Origin of the sequence: Azospirillum melinis (assembly GCF_013340935.1) — a bacterium.
GTDB lineage: Bacteria > Pseudomonadota > Alphaproteobacteria > Azospirillales > Azospirillaceae > Azospirillum > Azospirillum melinis.
Window position 1 is genome coordinate 13,810 of sequence record NZ_WHOS01000035.1, and the last position, 16,377, is coordinate 30,186.

Annotated in this window: 13 protein-coding genes; 6 read left to right on the plus strand and 7 right to left on the minus strand. The window is 66.6% G+C overall.

Annotation, left to right across the window (positions count from 1 at the left end; genetic code table 11):
- From GBZ48_RS22955 to GBZ48_RS22970, 4 genes are all read left to right on the plus strand, one after another.
- Positions 1-297, plus strand: a complete 297-nt coding sequence (locus tag GBZ48_RS22955; protein WP_174473126.1) for a hypothetical protein — start codon at positions 1-3, stop codon at positions 295-297.
- Positions 298-331: 34 nt separating this feature from the next.
- Positions 332-1,396, plus strand: a complete 1,065-nt coding sequence (locus GBZ48_RS22960) for a LacI family DNA-binding transcriptional regulator (protein WP_174473127.1) — start codon at positions 332-334, stop codon at positions 1,394-1,396.
- 190 nt (positions 1,397-1,586) lie between these two features.
- Positions 1,587-2,630, plus strand: a complete 1,044-nt coding sequence (locus tag GBZ48_RS22965; protein WP_246307396.1) for a serine hydrolase domain-containing protein — start codon at positions 1,587-1,589, stop codon at positions 2,628-2,630.
- Between the two features lie 83 nt (positions 2,631-2,713).
- A complete protein-coding gene (locus tag GBZ48_RS22970) occupies positions 2,714-4,240 on the plus strand; it encodes an FAD-binding oxidoreductase (RefSeq protein WP_246307397.1) in 1,527 nt (508 codons plus the stop codon).
- Positions 4,241-4,302: 62 nt separating this feature from the next.
- On the opposite strand, the gene GBZ48_RS22975 is transcribed toward GBZ48_RS22970, so the two are convergent.
- From GBZ48_RS22975 to pflB, 3 genes are all read right to left on the minus strand, one after another.
- Positions 4,303-6,831 carry an esterase-like activity of phytase family protein gene (locus GBZ48_RS22975; protein WP_174473130.1) on the minus strand — a complete coding sequence of 843 codons (2,529 nt, stop codon included), beginning with the start codon at positions 6,829-6,831 and terminating at the stop codon, positions 4,303-4,305.
- Positions 6,832-6,946: 115 nt separating this feature from the next.
- Positions 6,947-7,708, minus strand: coding sequence for a pyruvate formate-lyase-activating protein (gene pflA / locus GBZ48_RS22980; protein ID WP_174473131.1), 762 nt, complete (start codon positions 7,706-7,708; stop codon positions 6,947-6,949).
- Positions 7,709-7,913: 205 nt separating this feature from the next.
- Positions 7,914-10,199: a formate C-acetyltransferase gene (pflB, locus tag GBZ48_RS22985; protein ID WP_174473132.1), complete on the minus strand. Its 2,286-nt coding sequence runs from the start codon at positions 10,197-10,199 to the stop codon at positions 7,914-7,916.
- A 396-nt stretch (positions 10,200-10,595) separates the two neighbouring features.
- On the opposite strand from pflB, the gene GBZ48_RS22990 reads away from it, so the two are divergent.
- Positions 10,596-11,468 (plus strand): MurR/RpiR family transcriptional regulator, encoded by an 873-nt coding sequence (locus GBZ48_RS22990; protein WP_174473133.1) that lies wholly within the window; start codon positions 10,596-10,598, stop codon positions 11,466-11,468.
- Positions 11,469-11,477: 9 nt separating this feature from the next.
- Here GBZ48_RS22990 and GBZ48_RS22995 read toward each other — a convergent pair whose 3' ends face one another.
- From GBZ48_RS22995 to GBZ48_RS23010, 4 genes are all read right to left on the minus strand, one after another.
- Positions 11,478-12,425, minus strand: coding sequence for an agmatinase family protein (locus GBZ48_RS22995; RefSeq protein ID WP_174473134.1), 948 nt, complete (start codon positions 12,423-12,425; stop codon positions 11,478-11,480).
- A 14-nt stretch (positions 12,426-12,439) separates the two neighbouring features.
- Entirely contained in the window at positions 12,440-13,666 is a 1,227-nt protein-coding gene (locus GBZ48_RS23000; protein ID WP_174473135.1) for a radical SAM/SPASM domain-containing protein, read from the minus strand.
- Positions 13,659-14,618, minus strand: a complete 960-nt coding sequence (locus tag GBZ48_RS23005; protein WP_246307398.1) for an EamA family transporter — start codon at positions 14,616-14,618, stop codon at positions 13,659-13,661. Before GBZ48_RS23005 ends, GBZ48_RS23000 begins: the two co-directional genes overlap by 8 nt.
- A 453-nt stretch (positions 14,619-15,071) precedes the next feature.
- Positions 15,072-15,449 carry a hypothetical protein gene (locus GBZ48_RS23010; RefSeq protein ID WP_174473136.1) on the minus strand — a complete coding sequence of 126 codons (378 nt, stop codon included), beginning with the start codon at positions 15,447-15,449 and terminating at the stop codon, positions 15,072-15,074.
- A 208-nt stretch (positions 15,450-15,657) separates the two neighbouring features.
- Between GBZ48_RS23010 and rraA the strand changes: the two genes are divergently transcribed.
- On the plus strand, positions 15,658-16,188 hold the full coding sequence (rraA, locus tag GBZ48_RS23015; protein ID WP_174473137.1) for a ribonuclease E activity regulator RraA: 531 nt from the start codon (positions 15,658-15,660) through the stop codon (positions 16,186-16,188).
- Positions 16,189-16,377: the final 189 nt, after the last annotated feature.

The window sequence follows — 16,377 nt, forward strand, 5'->3', positions numbered from 1 at the left end:
ATGACACCCGTTCTGATGCGGCGCATCGCCGAACTGGAGCTTGACGCGGCCGTGCTGCGCCATCGCCTGTTGCATATCCCGCTCGCTCTGCAAGAGGATTGCGGTCTGTGGGCAAGCCATAGGATCATCGGTCGTGAGGCGTTGAGCCTGTTCCGGGCCGTGCGCCAGGAAACGCGTGACAGCGGGGAGGATTGCGATCCGGCGCTCGGCCGGATCGAGGCCGCCTATCAGCTCGTTCACGACGCGATCCTGGCGCTGTCCGAACTGGCGCTTGCCAACCCGCCGACGCGGCACTGAAACGCCGCACTCCGATGCGTGAGGAAGACCGACGATGCAGACGACCGAAACCAGGAAGCGGACGCGCCGCGGCACCCAGCGGGTGACGATGACCGACGTGGCCACCGCCGCCGATGTCTCGGCCAGCACCGTCTCTCTCTATCTCCGCCGGCCGGAGGCGGTGTCCCGCCACCTTGCCGAACGCATCGCGCGGGTGATCGACGAGATGGGCTATGTGCCCAATCTGGTCGCCGGCAGCCTCGCCGCCGCGCGCAGCCGCACCGTCGGCGTCATCCTGCCGTCCATCCTGAATTCCTTCTTCGCCGAGACCTACAACACACTGCAGGGCATGTTCCAGGCGGCGCATTACCAGACCCTGCTCGGCGTCAGCGAGTTCAGCCCGGAGGAGGAGGAAAGCCTGATCCGCGCCTTCCTCGCCTGGTCGCCGGCGGCGATGGTGGTGACCGGCTTCCACCACACCGAACGCACCCGCGCCATGCTGGCCTCCTGCGGCGTGCCGGTGGTGGAGATGTGGGACATGCCCGGCCATCCCGGCGAGGCGGTCAACATCAGCGTCGGCTTCTCCCATTTCGAGGTCGGCCGCATGCAGACCAGCCACCTCTACGACCAGGGCAGCCGCAAGGTCGCCTACATCGGCGCCGCCGCCCACCAGGATCTGCGCGTCCGCAGCCGCACCGACGGCTATGAGGCGGAGGTGATGCGCCGCGGCCTGCACGATCCCATCGACTTCACCGTCCCCGATGCCGCCACGACCGAGGTCGGCCGCTGGCTGATCGACGAGATCCTGACCCGCCATCCCGACATCGACGGCGTGGTCTGCTCCAACGACGCGCTGGCGCTGGGCGTGCTGTTCGAGGTCACCCGCCGCGACCTGAAGGTGCCGGACGATCTGGCGGTGGTGGGATTCGGCGACCTTCCCTTCAGCAGCTCCTGCCCGCCGCCGCTGACCACCGTCCGCCCGCCCCAGCGCGAGATCGGCCGCCTCAGCGCCACGCAGATCCTGGCTGCGCTCGACGGCGTCCGCGTCACGCCGAAGCACCACAATCTCGACTGCGAACTGGTGGTCCGCGGCAGCACCCGCCCGATGGCGAAGCGGTAGATTCCCCAGCTTGCCCTTTCCCGATTGTGAGTCATACCCTCAGTTCCGGCTATGGCTTTCGGCGTAATCCCGCCGGGCCGCTCACGGGACGGGGACAGGTGGCATGCAGGGGCAAGGACAGGGCGGATCCAGCGGTTTTCGTTGTCTCATCGGGCCTTCCATTGGGCATCTGCCCCGGCTGATACCCGGCTTGGCTCTCCTGCTGGCTCTTGCGGTTCCGCTGTCCGATGCCGCAGCCGCCAAGCCAGACCGTCTGCAACGGCTGCTCGACCGCTTCCTCGCCGACGAGGAGCTGGACGGCGGCATCCTTCTGGTGTCGGGTCCGGACGGGCGGCGGGTGGTGGTGTCCGGCATCGCCGACCGCAAGGGCGGGCGGCCGGTGGCGGAGGACACCCGCTTCTATGTCGCCTCCGTCGGCAAGATGGCGACCGCCGCCGCCGTGCTGCAACAGGTGGAGGAGGGGCTGCTCTCGCTCGACCAGCCGGTGCGGGAGCTGGCTTCCGACCTGCCGCTGGACAGGATCGCCAACGCCAACCGGGCACGGCTGGTCCATCTGCTCGACCACAGCTCGGGCATTCCCGACTACATCACCGATGCCTATCAGGCGGATGAGGCGGCGAAGCCGGAACGGCTGCCGCGCGACGGCACCCTGCTCGCCTATGCGGCGGGGGAGAAGGCAACCGGTCCGGTCGGCGGGCATTACGAATACTCCAACAGCAACTACGTCCTGCTCGGCCACATCGCGTCGCGGCGCGACGGCGTTCCCTTCGCGCAGGTTCTGCGGAACCGGGTGCTGGAGCGGGCGGGGATGGGCTCGACCAGCGTCGGCGCCGATCCGCGCGACCGCAGCCTCGCCCATGGCTATACCGAGGAGGGCGACGTCAGCCGGCGGTCCTGGGCGGCGACCACCGGCGACGGGCCGCTGGTCACCACCGCCGGCGATCTGGAGCGCTTCGTCTTCGCCCTGTTCCGCGACAACCGGCTGCTGGGGGCGGCGACGGTCCGCCGCATGCTGACCCCATCGGAGAACGAAGAGGGGCAGGGGCTGGGTGTGGCGCTGTGGAAGGACCGCTGGGGACGCGGCGTTGGCCATGATGGGCGCTATGACGGGTTCGAGGCCGACGTCCGCTATTACCCCGGCCGCCGCACTGCGCTGATCTTCCTGACGAACGGCAACCAGCAGAGCGACGATGCCCTGCTGGATGCGGTGGCCGAGGAGGTGTTCGGCCCCTGATCCGGGCGTGGTTGACGGGAATTATTATCAATAGGATAGTAAATATAGAAAAACACAACTTATAAAACAGGATGGACAGGCCCATGGCGCTCGGACTGCACGCTTCCCGCCGCAATTTTCTCGTCGGGGCCGGCCGGTTCGCCGGTGCCGCCGCCGCGCTCCGGCTGATGCCGGGCTCCGCCCTCGCGGCGGAGACCGGCGGTGCATACTGCCCGCCGCCGTCGGCCTGGTCCGATCTGGCGAAGGGGGTGAAGGGCGGGGTGCTGCGGCCGGAGGATCCGTTCTTCGCCGACATCTGCCGGCCCAACAACCTGCGCTATGGCGCCACCCTGCCGGCCGGCATCGCCCGCTGTTCGCGGCCGGAGGATGTCCAGGCCTGCATCGCCTGGGTGAAGCAGCAGGCCATGCCCTTCGCCGTGCGGTCCGGCGGTCACAATTACGCCGGCTTCTCCACCACGCCCGGCCTGCTGATCGACATGACGCTGATGGCGGGGGCGGAGCCGGTGAAGGGATCCGACGGGCTGGTCCGGGTGCTGGGCGGCACGCTGAACTCCTACGTCTACAAGCAGATGGAGCGGCTGGGCCGCACCATCACCCATGGGCGCTGCGATTCGGTCGGTGCCGCCGGATTCCTGCTGGGCGGCGGCATCGGCTTCAACATGCGCAAGTTCGGCATGGCGTCCGACCTGCTGCGGGCGACGGAACTGGTCAAGGCCGACGGCAGCCACGTGAACGCCAATGCGGACAGCGAGTCCGCCCTCTATTGGGCCTGCCGCGGCGGTGCCGGCGGGAATTTCGGCATCAACACCTCCTTCACCCTGGAAACCCGCCCGGCGGAGCCGGTGACGGTGTTCAATCTGGTCTGGACCGGCAAGGATCTGCCGAAGATCCTGAAGCTCCTGCTGACCGAACTGTCGGCAGCCCCCGACGAGTTCGGCAGCAAGATCAACGTCACCATTCCGAGCTGGCAGGAACGCTGCGCCAACGTGCCGCTCAAGCTGTCGATCCTCGGCCAGCTGCACAAATCCAGGGTGACGTTGAAGGAAATCTTCAAATCCACCTGGGAGTCGATCGACTGGAGCCAGTCCACGCTTGAGGAGAATGTGCCCTACTGGACGGGGCAGGATTTCCTGACCGAAACCACCTTCCCCTACTACTACCAGGAAAAATCCAGCTACATGACGGCGGCGGACATCGGCGACGAGGCCATTGCCGCGATGTTCGACTGGGCGGCCAGGATGCCCGCCACCTCGATGCCGGTCGCCTTCAAGTTCTTCCAGGTTGGCGGCGCCATCAACCGCGTCGGCCCGACGGAAACCGCCTATGTCCACCGCGGATACGACTGGCTGTTCTCGGTCGAGGCCAACTGGTGGCGGCCGACGGATTCGGCCCTGCTGATCGAGCAGGCGCTGGAGTGGCAGCAGCGCTTCTACGACGACGTGAACCGCCGGACCAGGGCGCAGGGGGCTTTCCAGAACTTCCCCGATCCGTCGCTCGCCGACTGGCAGCGGGCCTATTACGGCGAGAATCTCGCCAAGCTGGCCGAGGTGAAGAAGGCGGTCGACCCGACCATGCTGTTCACCTTCGCCCAGGCGATCCGTCCGGCGTAGTCTTTAACCGGAGCGGCACGGCAAGTCGGGCGGGAGGGTCTCCCGTCCGACTTGCCGGTTTCTCAGAACCGGTAGCCGACCGAGGTGAAGACGCTGTGGTCGCGGTTGTCGTGACCGAACTTGCCGTCATACCCGACCTGCCACGCCACCGCCCCGCTCAGCAGCGTGACGCCGGCCCCGGCGCGCAACCCGTCGCGTTCGGGCGTGCCGAAGGTCCGGGTCACCGTGCCCAGGCTGCTGGTGGTGCGGTTGGCGAGCGTGGCGGCCAGCGTCTCGGCCCCGCGCACCCGGTTCCACTCGTAGCTGAGGCGGGCCTGCGGGGTGATCGACGCGCTCTCCGTCTCGAAGCGGTGGGCAACCTGCCCGCCGAACTCCCAGCTCCAGCCGCGCTGGGTCTGGCTCGGCAGGATGCCGTTCAGGTGGATGGCTTCCGCCTCCGTGTAGCCGTCGATGGTGGCGCGGGTGTAGCGCGCCGCGGCGACCGGCCCGAACGACCAGGCCCCTTCGCCCAGCTCATAGCCGCCGTCGACGCCGACCGACCAGCTGCGCCCCTTGGTCTCGCCGCGGGCGGTCAGGCCGTAGGCGCCGGTGTTGCGGGCGATCTTGTCGTAAGTGTCGAAGGAATAGGTGCCCGACAGGCTGCCGAAGAAGCCGCCGTACTGGCCGGCGACATAGGGGCTGATCGAGGCGGAGCGGACCTTGGCGCTGCCGGTGTCGCCGAAGGACAGGCTGTTGCGCGTGCCCCCCACGGCGAAGCCGGCGACGAGGGTGTCGGCGATGCGGATGTCGGCACCGACCTGCCCGGTGCGCGAATCGGTGTCGCCGCCGAGCGCCATGCCGGTGTCGTCGGCGTTGTTGTAGCCCAGCCGTCCGCCGGCCCAGCCGCTGATGGCCGGGCCGCTTGCGGCCTGTCCGCCGCCTTCGCCGGAGGTGCCGAGGAAGCGCAGGCCGTTCAGATGGCTGCGCACCGAGCGTGAGGCCGCGTCGGCCATCGCCACCGACGCGTTGCCGAGGCCGCGTGCCACCGGCAGGGCGGTCTGGCGCAGCGATTCGATGGCGAGCGGATCGACGTAGGTTGGCAGGGTCAGCCGGTAGACCAGCAGCATCGTGTCGACATTGGCCCCGGCGTCATAGGCGGCGCCGACCTGATAGCCGTTGCGGGTCAGGAAGTCGTTGTCGTTGCCGACGAACAGGAAGAAATCGTCGGGCCTAGCGGCGTCGAGCGCCGGCAGCAGCCCCATCGCCTCCCACTTCTCCGACAAAAGGTTGGCGTCCTGCGCGCCGCCATTGTGCAGCCCGAACTTCGCCAGCTGGCCGTTGTTGTTGATGCTCAGGAACTGGCTGTAGGACACCGGCGTGACCGAGGCCACCAGATTGCCGCCGGGGGCGACCGGGGTGGTGCCCTCATAGGCGGTGCCGACCAGATTGGTGGCGTTCGACACGTCGACGATGTCGATGCTGCGGTAGAGCGAGTTGGTGCCGCTCAGCCCCTGGCCGTTGTTGCTGTCGCGCGACAGGACGAGGAACTGCTTGTCGTTCAGCGCCAGCATCTCGCTCTGCGCCGCGACCAGCGTGCTGCTGCCGGACCGGAAGGTGGGCAGCGGCACGACGTAATGGCCGATCAGCGCCGGGCTATCCGGGTTGGACGACACATCGTAGATCAGCAGGCGGGTGTTGCGCCGGGTGGCGCTGCTGCCGCCGGTGCCGCCGTCCTGGCGGGTGGCGCTTTGCAGCAGGGTCGCCAGCTTCGTCTTGTCCGGCGTCAGCGACAGGCCTTCCAGCCCCTGGTTGTTCTGCCGCCCGGTGACCGGGTCGGCCGGGGTCGGCGCCGGCTGGCCGGTGGTCGGGTTGTTGGAGGCGAAATCCAGCCCGCCGTTGCGCACCGGCAGCAATGCTGCCGGCGGCTGCACCGCCGAGATCATCCGTCCGGTGGCGGAGAAGTGATAGATGTAGGGGCCGTATTCGTCGCTGATGAAGAAACTGCCGTCGGCGAGCCGGGCGATGCCCTCGGTGTCGAGGCTGACCTTGCCGTTGTAGGCCTGCGGCAGGGCCGGCAGGCCACCGGCGGCGGCGCGCACGCCGGTGCGCGGCTGCGGGTCGAGGCCGGTGGTGACGGTGCCGTTTGCCTCGGTCAGCAGGGTGGTGTCGAGCAGGCTGAGCCCGATCTGCGACTGCTGCCCGCTGCCGGCGGCCAGCGCGGCGCTGCCGTAATAGGGGGTCAGCGACAGGGCCAGCGTGTTGAAACGCGGCCGGTAGTCGGTGGTGCCGGCGACGTTGTAGCCGCGGTCGGGCAGGGCATACATGATGCCGCTGTAGCTGTCGCCGGTGCGCCGCCAGGACTTGGCATCGAAGGTCAGCCCGGACATCGAGCCGAAGGTCTCGCCATACTTGTCGCGGGTGGCGGAGCCGATCCGGCCGACGCCGACCAGACCCTGGTTGACGAAGCTGGAGCCGCCGACGGTCACGCTGTCCACGGTCTGGGCGGAGGCGACCCCCATCGCAACACCGCAGGTGGACAGGATGAGAGAGGCGAGGCCGGTGGCGGACAGCAGCGCCGTCCTCAACCATCCCGCGCGGTGTATCGTCCGCATTGAAAAGAACCCCCCAATTGAAACCCAAGCGAATTCCAAAGGGGGTATTAGGCGAGGGCGCGTGACGGCGTCGTGTCGCCTTCGTGACGTGTCGATGACGTTTTCGGCAGGGGGCTCAGTCGGCCCGCAGCCCTTGGGCCTGGAACTGTTTGCGCACCCGTTCCACCAGCTCGCGCGACGGCGGCTCGGTGTCGGTCAGCATGTATTTGCGTCCCAGCGCCTTCCACTTGTGCTCGCCCATCTTGTGGAAGGGCAGCACGTCGACCCGGTCGACCACGCCCAGCCCGGCGACGAACTCCGCCAGCCGGTCGATCTCGGCCGCGTCGTCGGTCAGGTTGGGGACCAGCACATAGCGCAGCCAGATGCGCTTGTTCAGCCCGGCCAGCCGTTCGGCGAACTCCAGCGTCGGGCGCAGCGGAACGCCGGTCAGATGGCGGTAGGTCTTCTCGGAAAAGGCCTTGATGTCGAGCAGGACGAGGTCGACGTCTTCCAGCAGATGGTCGTCGGCATGGTTGCCGAGGAAGCCGGAGGTGTCGAGCGCGGTGTGCAACCCCAGCGCCTTCGCCCCGCGCAGGACGGCGGCGGTGAATTCCGGCTGCACCAGCGGCTCGCCGCCGCTCAGCGTCAAGCCGCCATGGGCGCGTTGCAGGAAGGTAGCGTAGAGCGCGATGTCGTCGAGGACTTCCGCGGAGGTCGTCCGCGTCCCGTCATGCATGTGCTGGGTGTCGGGATTGTGGCAGTAGAGGCAGCGCAGCGGGCACCCCGACATGAACAGCACATAGCGGATCCCCGGCCCATCCACCGTGCCGCCGGTCTCGACCGAATGGATCCAGCCGGAAACGGAGCCGGGGCGGGCTTGGGGGAGGGGGGGCGTCATAACCGATCCAATTGTAAAACTTTGCGATCCGGGGTGTGCCCTCTCCCGTCCCGGGAGAGGGAGGGGACCCACGAAGTGGGGAGGGTGAGGGGTAGCCCAAGGATCGGAAATCCATGTCTGAATAACCCCTCACCCTTCCCACCGCTTTGCGGCGGGCCCCTTCCCTCTCCCGGGGCGGGAGAGGGAACCGACCCGCCGACACCCCTCAATGCTTGTCGTGGAACGTCCGGCTGATGACGTCGAGCTGCTGCTCGCGCGTCAGCTTGATGAAGTTCACGGCATAACCGGACACCCGGATGGTCAGCTGCGGATACAGCTCCGGATGGTCCATGGCGTGCAGCAGCGTCTCGCGGTCGAAGACGTTGACGTTGATGTGGTGGCCGCCCTGCGCGGCATAGCCGTCCAGCATGCCGACCAGATTGCTCACCCGTTCGTCTTCGGTCCGGCCCAACGCGCCGGGGACGATGGTGAAGGTGTAGCTGATGCCGTCCTGCGCATGGGCGTAGGGCAGCTTCGCAACGCTGGCCATCGACGCGATGGCGCCCTTCTTGTCCCGCCCATGCATCGGGTTGGCGCCCGGCGCGAAGGGCTGGCCAGCCTTGCGGCCGTCCGGCGTGTTGCCGGTCTTCTTGCCGTAGACCACGTTGGAGGTGATCGTCAGCACCGACTGCGTCGGCATGGCGTTCCGGTAGGGCTTCTGCTTGCGCAGCGCCGTCATGAAGCGCTCGACCGCCCACACCGCGATGTCGTCGACCCGCGCGTCGTTGTTGCCGAAGGCCGGATAGTCGCCCTCGATCTCGAAATCGGTGGCGAGGCCGTTGGCGTCGCGGATGACCTTCACCTTGGCGTGCTTGATCGCCGACAGGCTGTCCGCCACCACGCTGAGGCCGGCAATACCGCAGGCCATGGTGCGCAGGATGTCGCGGTCGTGGAGCGCCATCTCCATCCGCTCGTACATGTACTTGTCGTGCATGTAGTGGATGGCGTTCAGCGCGTTCATGTAGACCTTGGCCAGCCACTCCATCATCGGCTCGAAGCGGGCCATGACCTCGTCATAGTCCAGCACGTCGCCGGTGATGGGCGCGTAGGCCGGGGCGATCTGCTCACCCGAAACCTCGTCCTTGCCGCCATTGATGGCGTACATCAGCGTCTTGGCCAGATTGGCGCGGGCGCCGAAGAACTGCATCTGCTTGCCGATGCGCATCGCCGAGACGCAGCAGGCGATGCCGTAATCGTCGCCCCAATAGCCGCGCATCAGGTCGTCGCTCTCGTACTGGACCGAGCAGGTCTTGATCGAGGTGTCGGCGCAGAAGCGCTTGAAGCCGTCCGGCAGCTTCTCCGACCACAGGACCGTCAGGTTCGGTTCCGGCGCCGGCCCCAGGTTGTGCAGGGTCTGCAGCATGCGGAAGTTGGTCTTGCTGACCAGCGTCCGGCCGTCCAGCCCCATGCCGCCCAGGCATTCCGTAACCCAGGTCGGGTCGCCCGAGAACAGCTGGTCGTATTCCGGCGTGCGCAGGAAGCGGACCAGACGCAGCTTCATGACGAAATGGTCGATCATCTCCTGGGCTTCCGCCTCGGTGATGACGCCGTCGCGGAGGTCGCGCTCGATGTAGATGTCGAGGAAGCTGGACACGCGGCCCAGCGACATGGCGGCACCGTTGGCTTCCTTGACCGCCGCCAGATAGGCCAGATAGGTCCACTGCACCGCCTCGCGGCCGGTGGCGGCCGGGCGCTTGACGTCGAAGCCGTAGGAGGCGGCCATCTCGACCAGCTCCTTCAGCGCGCGGATCTGCTCGGAGATCTCCTCGCGCAGGCGCAGCACGTCCTCGTCGATCCGGCTGACTTCCAGCGAGGCCAGCTGGGCCTTCTTGTCCTTGATCAGGAAATCGGCTCCGTACAGCGCCAGCCGGCGATAGTCGCCGATGATGCGGCCGCGGCCATAGGCATCGGGCAGGCCGGTGATGACGCCGGACTTGCGGCAGCGCAGCATCTCGGGCGTGTAGACATCGAACACGCCGTCATTGTGCGTCTTGCGCAGGACCGGGAAAATCTCTTCAAGCTTCGGCGACGGGGTGTAGCCATAGGCCTCCAGCCCGGTCTTGACCATGCGCCAGCCGCCGAACGGCATGATCGCGCGCTTCAGCGGCTTGTCGGTCTGCAGGCCGACGATCACTTCCAGTTCGCGGTCGATATAACCGGCGGCGTGCGAGGTGATCGAGGCGAAAACTTCGGTGTCGGCGTCCAGAACGCCGCCCTTGGCGGCGCGTTCCTGCTTCAGCAGGTCGGTGACCTTGGCGAACAGCGCGGTGGTGCGGGCGGTGGGACCGGCGACGAAGCCCGCGTCCCCTTCATAGGGGGTCAGGTTGCGCTGGATGAAATCGCGGACGTCGACCGAGCGGCGCCAGACGCCCGGGGCGAAGCCGCGCCAGGGGTCGGCGGCGGACTGCTGCTCCGTGGCCTGGGCAAGTCCGTCCATCAGCAGGGTGTCCATGATGACTCCTCAGAGATATAGCCGTCGGCGCGGGTCAATGGCCGTGTCGGCGGTCTCGTGGTGCCCGCGAACCGCGCGGGACGATTGGAAGCATAGGCGCGATCGGCGCCGGATTCGTTGATACACGTCATATTTTCAGACCGGGCGCGGGGCGGCCGATGCGGTGACCGGTGCCCTGCGTTGCGCCCGTTCTGTAGTTTTACTACATACTCCGGGACGGGCTTCCGGACAAGGCGGACAGGCTCGGCATTTTGTCGCAGGGCAAGGCTGTAACGGTTGGAAACGCTCGGAAAGGGCAGGCTGCGTCCGCGACGGAATCGGTCGTTCGCAGCGCTGTATATGTAGCTTTGCTACATGTGCTATGCTGACCCACAATCAGAAGGGAGCGCCCCCCACATGCTGGCGAGAATCGCCGCCGTCCGCGACCAGATCCGTCCGTCGGAACGCAAGCTGGCCGACTATGCGATGGCCCATCCGGGCGACGTGATCAACCTGTCCATGGCCGAATTGGCCGACCGGGTCGGGGTGAGCGAGCCGACGGTCGCGCGCTTCTGCGCGGCGCTGGGCTGCCGCGGTTTCCGCGAGTTCAAGATCAAGCTGGCGCAGGACATCGCCGGCGGCATGCCGTTTCTGCATCAGGACCTGTCGGTGGGCGGGGAGCTGGATGCGGATGGCAATGTTCCAGGGGGTGTGCCGGGGGCGGTGCTGGCCGGCAAGCTGTTCGACCGTACCATCGCCACCCTGATGCAGGTGCGCAACAACCTGCCGGCCGACGCGGTGGACCGCGCCGCCGACGTGCTGGCCGCGGCCCGCCGGATCGAGTTCTACGGCTCCGGCAATTCCGGCACGGTGGCGGAGGACATCCAGCGCAAGTTCTTCCGGCTGGGCATGCCGACCGTCGCCTACACCGACTCCCACGTCTATTTCGCCTCCGCCCTGACCCTGGCGAAGGGCGATGCCGTGGTTGCGGTGTCCAGCACCGGCCGCACCCGCGACATCCTCGACGCCGTGCAGAACGCCCGCAAGGCCGGGGCCGACGTGGTGGCTCTGACCCGCTCGGGTTCGCCGCTCGCCGACATGGCGACGGTCAGCCTCGTCGCCGATGTGGCCGACGATTTCGACATCCATTCGCCGATGACCGTCCGCATCGCCCATCTGGTGCTGGGCGACATCCTGTCCATCGCCGTGGCCCTGCGCATGGGCGACACGCTTCAGGAAAGGTTGAAGCGCCATGACCGCGCCGTGGATGCACATGTGTCGGAGCGTTAGGCGGCCGGATCAGCCTTTTCGGAGGCGGGCGGCCCGGCCGGCCAGGAAATTCATCGCCAGATGGGCCGCGGACTGGGCGGTGATGCCGCTGCAGTCCAGCGGCGGGCTGACCTCCACGATGTCCAGGCTGGCGTGGGCTGCGCTGCGTGCGATCTCGAACACCGCGTCGGCGACCTCCCAGAGCGTCAATCCGGCGGCATTGGGAACGCTGGTGCCCGGAGCGAAGCCGGCGGACAGGCAGTCGATGTCGATGGAGACATGGACCGCGTCGGTCGGCTCCACCGCATGCCGGATCGCCTCGGCGACGGTCGCGGCAAGCCCGGCGCGGCGGATGTCCCATGGGGTGCGGACCATGATTCCCGCCGCTTCCGCCAGTTCCATGTATGCGCCGGAGTAGATCGGCGCGTCGATGCCGAGCTGGACGCTGTGGCGATGGTCGAACACCTCGGCCACCGTATGCATCCAATGACCGGAATGCTCCTTCCCCGGAACCGGACTGCGCGAGTCGAAATGGGCGTCGAAGACGATCAGCCCGAGCTTGCGGTCCGGATGGCGGCGCAGCAGGCCGCGCAGGATCGGGTCGGTGATGGAATGGTCGCCGCCCAGGAACACCGGGGTGTCGCCGGGAGCCAGGCCGGCGATTGTTTCCGCGATGTGGCGATAGGTGGCGTGGATGTCGTTGGTGACCTCGATGTCGCCGAAGCGGCGCAGCCGCAACCGGCTGAGATCGGTCCGCTTGTCCGTGCAATAGAGGCTGAAGCCGTCCAGAACCGCCAGGATCGCGGACGGGCCGAAGCGTGTGCCCGGCCGATGGCTGACCGCATGGTCGAACGGAATTTCCAGGAACAGAATGCCGGCACCGTCTTCGGCGACGGGGCGGTCTTGGTTCTCTTCCGGCCCCTCCCAAGCGCCGGAAATCCAGCGGACGGCGGAGTCCTCGACGACGCGCGTGCTCATATCGCTCCCCGCCATTAATCGCCAGAACCGACCGCGACCGCACCGGTCCGGGCGAGTTCGATGCGGCCAACCCCCACCATCTCCTTCGCCCGTTCGACGATGTCGTCCGGTGCATTGGCCGCCTGCCAGTTGTGATAATCCTCCAGCTTGCGGGCCACGGCCGACTGGTCGCGCCCTTCCCATTGGCGTTCGCGCACAAGGCAGAAGCCATCCTGGTCCGGCTGCCGCACATGGCGCGCATAGGCGGAATTCCAGATCGCTTCGAGCGAGTCCGTGCGGACATGGCCGATCAGGCGGGAAAGCCCGTTGCAATCGTAGACCTCGCCGAACAGATTGACGAACAGGCCGCAATTGACCTGCCGGCAGCGGTAGCCCCCACCCATCGGCCTGCTGGGCTGGTAGACGATCCCGTATTCCTCCTCGTCGATGCCCCGCATCAGTTCGATCAGATCGTCGGCACGGTTTCGTTCGAGCAGGATCGACTTGTGGTCGGCCAATCCTTCGGGGATGAGGGTGACGATATAGCTGTGAACATTGTTGTCCCTGCACCAGCGGAACAGGTCGGCGACGCCGTCCAGGTCATGGTATTTCGGGGTCACGACGACGTCGATTGCAAGGCGGGTCGGAATGGTCCGGTTGAATCCGCGGGCGAGCAGGAGGCGCATGGCCTCGTGCGCCTTCTCGCCATAGCCGCGAAGGCCGACCATGCGGTCCTGCACGACGGTGTCGATGTTGTTGTATTTCAGGAAGATCGTTGCCCCCAGATCGTACAGCCGGTCGGCCGCCGCCTCGTCCAGGTGATAGCCGCTGGTGAACACGACGCTGGTCATGCCCAACTCGTGGATGAACGAGATGATTTCCCAGAATCCGGGGTCAAGCATCGGTTCCCCGGCACCGGGAAACTCGACCGTCGTGGCTCCGAGCGCCCTGGCTTGGCGGATGATGTCCTTGCGCTCCGCTGTGGTCAGTTCCCGCCGGTTGGGAACGCCGTTGTAACGGTCCGGCGTGCGGTCGCAATAGAAGCATTTCAGGGCACAGTCGCCGGTCAGGTCCAGATCGAGATGGATCATCCGGCCGGTCGACGCGGCGGCGCCGATCAGGCTGGGGCAATGGTCCGTGCCTTTTGCCCACAAATCCTCCAGCCGTTTTCCGGCCGCCTGGATATGGGGGAGGGAGCGCCGGTCCAGATCGGGCTCGATACGGAGATGATCGAGCGGAAGGGCGGCCGGGGTATCAACCATTGTTTGCCTCCAGCAGGGGGGCGCCTTCGGCGGGGCTGCGGGGCGATTTTGCCGGCGCGCTGCTCTTCTGCCGTTCCGAAAGCGTGACGAGGATGACGGAAAGGGAGACGAGCGCGATGCCCGCCATGTTGGCGGGGGTCAGCGTTTCTCCCAACAGAAAGTAAGCCATGAGGCCGGCGGCCAGCGGGTCGAGCAACCCGATCACCGTCGCCGGCAGCGCATCGACATGGCGCAGGCCGAACAGCAATAGCCAATAGGGCAGGATGGTGGCGACCACCGCGATGAAGCCGATGTAGGCGATCATCTCCGCCGTCGGCTCCAGCCTGTGCACCCCGAGGAAAGGCAGAGCGGCGGCCCAGACGGCGGAAGAGATGGCGAAATTCCAGAAGGTCAGCGCCGTGGCGCCGATGCCCCGCGCCTTGCAGGCGTTGCCGATGATGTTGAATATGGCAAAGGCGAGGCCGCAGGCGAGTCCGACGGCCAGACCGGCGGAAAGCCTTACCCATTCGCCGCCTCCCCCCGTCAGAAGGAAGCAGCCGACGAGGCTGAGTGCCACGATCCCGCAATCGCGACCACGGATGCGCTTGCCGCCGAAAAGCGCGCCGAGCACCAGCACGAAGAAGGGCGAGGTGTATTCCAGCGTGATGGCCGCCGCGACATTCATCATGTCGATGGCCAGATAGAAGGTCGCATTCACCACGACGAATATGATGCCCGCCGCCAGCGCCATCGGCCGGGCAGGGGGCGGAATGTGAAATGACCGACCCGGAATGAGGGCCATGATCGGCCCGAGAACGGCGCAGGCCACGAAACTGCGGATCGCCGTCAGGTCGAGAGGGGACACATTGCCGACGAACAGCACCTTCGCCGCCGCTCCCGCCGCCCCGAAAAGGATCGCCGCGACGAAGATCGCGACCATGCCCATGGCACGCATGGACCTCTGCTCCGCCATGTCTTCTCCTGATGCGGTGTTTTCCGGTCGGCCATTAGCCGGCAGGCCAGCAGCAGTGCGTCACGGACGCGCAAGCCGTGTCATGGGAAGCAGGCGGCTTTCCCATGAAATCCGGCTCGCGAACGGATCGTGGCGGTGCGGAAGGCTTTCGGCAGCGGTCAGAATGACCACAATCAGGCTGCGGGATTAGCGTTACCCACATCGGATCCGGGCGTCAAGGCGAAATTCAAAAATTTAAAGTAAAACATATGTAAGTATGAAGAATAGACAAATGGAAACTTAGAATTCGAAGCGATGATTGGAGGGTGTCGAGGGGTCGGGAAAATTCCTGTCCGCCAAAGTTAAGACAGGTCAGAGGTTCTCAAACGATCTCGGGAATGCGGCACCGTCCCGGCGGAGCCGCCCGTCGGCAGGCGGAGCGGCTCCATCGAGGAATGGCCTCGGTTCTCCGCTTCAGCGTCCGGCCGGCAGCTTCGCCCCTTCGCGGGCATAGATCTGGATCGGCCGGCAATCCTCGTCGAGCGTGACCACCAGCGAGCCCGGCTGGTCCTTCAGATACACCCAGGCGTCCCAGCGGACGATCTTGTCGCGGTATTCATCGCGATAGATGCCGTAATTCACGCCACGCACATTGCTGGCAGGCAGGCCCACGCCGGTCAGCACCGCGGCGGTCTGCGGGTTGCAGTCGTTGGTCACGTTGCTGTTGATGACGGAAAGCAGCGCCGGATCGGGCTGTGCCACCGGTGGGGGCGAAAGGGTCGAGGCGCAGGCGGAGACCAGCATCGTCAGCGCACCGGCCGCGGCGAACGCCGCGAAGTTCGGCGATTTCATGGGAAAGGCACCATCCGTTTTCTTCGTCTTTTTGAAAATATGGGTGGCGGTTGCCGGGACGTCGATTGCACGTTCGGCAAGTCTCCTGCGTCACGTTCGCCGACCTGCCGCCATCGCGGCGCGCGGCTCTTGCCTGCCGCCCGCCTTTGGCGCAAGAGGTGACGCGAGAAAGTCCCTGCACCGTTCACGCTGTGGAGTTCAAAGCCCCATGACGATTGACCAGACCGCCGCCGACCAGATTGCCGCTCCCATCACCCCCACCTGCGACCTGTTCGACCGCTTCAAGGACGACGCCCGCTATGTCCTGCCGGGCTTCCGCGACTTCGGCGCCGTCACCCGCTTCACCGGTCCGGTGGTCACCGTGAAGTGCCTGGAGGACAATTCCCGCGTCAAGGAACTGCTGGCAACCCCCGGTGCCGGCCGCGTTCTGGTGGTGGACGGCGCCGGCAGCCTGCGCTGCGCCCTGATGGGCGACATGATCGCCGCGTCGGCCGTCAAAAACGGCTGGGCCGGCGTGGTGATCTGGGGCTGCGTCCGCGATGTGGCCGAACTGGCGACCCTGCCGCTCGGCATCAAGGCGCTGGCATCGATCCCGCGCGCCTCCACCCGCCGCGAGCAGGGGCTGGTCGATGTGGCTGTCGAACTGCCGGGCGCCGCCGTCCGGCCGGGCGACATCCTGTTCTCCGACGAGGACGGCATCGTGCTGCTGACGCCGGAGCAGGCGGCCGCGCTGAAGTAAAGCCGGGAAGACGAAGTGGTCATACCAAGCGCCGGTAATACCAGTGCAAAAAGAATGGCAGCTTCGTCCTGCCCGCTTCACGTAAGCGGGGCGCCCCCTTGCACTTTCATTTAAGCAGGCATATAAACCCGACCTGAGTTCAAGCGGGCCGTCTCACGGTTCCCATCCAAGGGCCGGCCTTTCATTTAT

What these genes read in the sequence shown, in the direction of transcription:
- GBZ48_RS22955 (WP_174473126.1), top strand. Translation starts at nt 1, where the DNA reads ATGACACCCGTTCTGATGCGGCGCATCGCCGAACTGGAGCTTGACGCG.
- GBZ48_RS22960 (WP_174473127.1), top strand. Translation starts at nt 332, where the DNA reads ATGCAGACGACCGAAACCAGGAAGCGGACGCGCCGCGGCACCCAGCGG.
- GBZ48_RS22970 (WP_246307397.1), top strand. Translation starts at nt 2,714, where the DNA reads ATGGCGCTCGGACTGCACGCTTCCCGCCGCAATTTTCTCGTCGGGGCC.
- GBZ48_RS22975 (WP_174473130.1), bottom strand. Translation starts at nt 6,831, where the DNA reads ATGCGGACGATACACCGCGCGGGATGGTTGAGGACGGCGCTGCTGTCC.
- pflA (WP_174473131.1), bottom strand. Translation starts at nt 7,708, where the DNA reads ATGACGCCCCCCCTCCCCCAAGCCCGCCCCGGCTCCGTTTCCGGCTGG.
- pflB (WP_174473132.1), bottom strand. Translation starts at nt 10,199, where the DNA reads ATGGACACCCTGCTGATGGACGGACTTGCCCAGGCCACGGAGCAGCAG.
- GBZ48_RS22990 (WP_174473133.1), top strand. Translation starts at nt 10,596, where the DNA reads ATGCTGGCGAGAATCGCCGCCGTCCGCGACCAGATCCGTCCGTCGGAA.
- GBZ48_RS22995 (WP_174473134.1), bottom strand. Translation starts at nt 12,425, where the DNA reads ATGAGCACGCGCGTCGTCGAGGACTCCGCCGTCCGCTGGATTTCCGGC.
- GBZ48_RS23000 (WP_174473135.1), bottom strand. Translation starts at nt 13,666, where the DNA reads ATGGTTGATACCCCGGCCGCCCTTCCGCTCGATCATCTCCGTATCGAG.
- GBZ48_RS23005 (WP_246307398.1), bottom strand. Translation starts at nt 14,618, where the DNA reads ATGGCGGAGCAGAGGTCCATGCGTGCCATGGGCATGGTCGCGATCTTC.
- GBZ48_RS23010 (WP_174473136.1), bottom strand. Translation starts at nt 15,449, where the DNA reads ATGAAATCGCCGAACTTCGCGGCGTTCGCCGCGGCCGGTGCGCTGACG.
- rraA (WP_174473137.1), top strand. Translation starts at nt 15,658, where the DNA reads ATGACGATTGACCAGACCGCCGCCGACCAGATTGCCGCTCCCATCACC.